This window comes from Aestuariibaculum marinum, from assembly GCF_014596975.1.
Classification (GTDB): Bacteria; Bacteroidota; Bacteroidia; order Flavobacteriales; family Flavobacteriaceae; genus Aestuariibaculum; species Aestuariibaculum marinum.
This window is the reverse complement of record NZ_JACVXD010000046.1, coordinates 1-365: the sequence shown is the minus strand read 5'-3', so window position 1 is coordinate 365 and position 365 is coordinate 1. Positions and strand designations below refer to the sequence as shown.

Here is a 365-nt window from a genome sequence, read left to right as displayed (position 1 = left end):
TTTACAGCACCGGTCATTATCCATGCAATTGAGCTTACGGAACAATTATCGTTGAAAGTTGCATCGGTGATGGCCACATCCACGGTACAGTCTCCAGAGGCATCTGCACTAGTTGTTGTAACAACATTGCTTGTAGCGTTTACCGTTGGATTTTCATTATCGGTGACTGTTACCGTCATGACATCAGTAGCTGTATTGGCTGGGGTAGCATTGTCAGATACGGTATATGTAATTGTAGTTGTCCCTATCGGGAATGTATATGTTCCGACCTGTCCAGAACCGGTATCGTTTACAGCACCGGTCATTACCCATGCAATTGAGCTTACGGAACAATTATCGTTGAAAGTTGCATCGGTGATGGCCAC

Annotated in this window: 1 protein-coding gene; it reads right to left on the bottom strand. The window is 44.9% G+C overall.

What is annotated here, in order from left to right:
• Window positions 1–365: hypothetical protein (locus ICJ85_RS16160; protein ID WP_206688060.1), on the bottom strand; the 365-nt coding region annotated here is incomplete at both ends.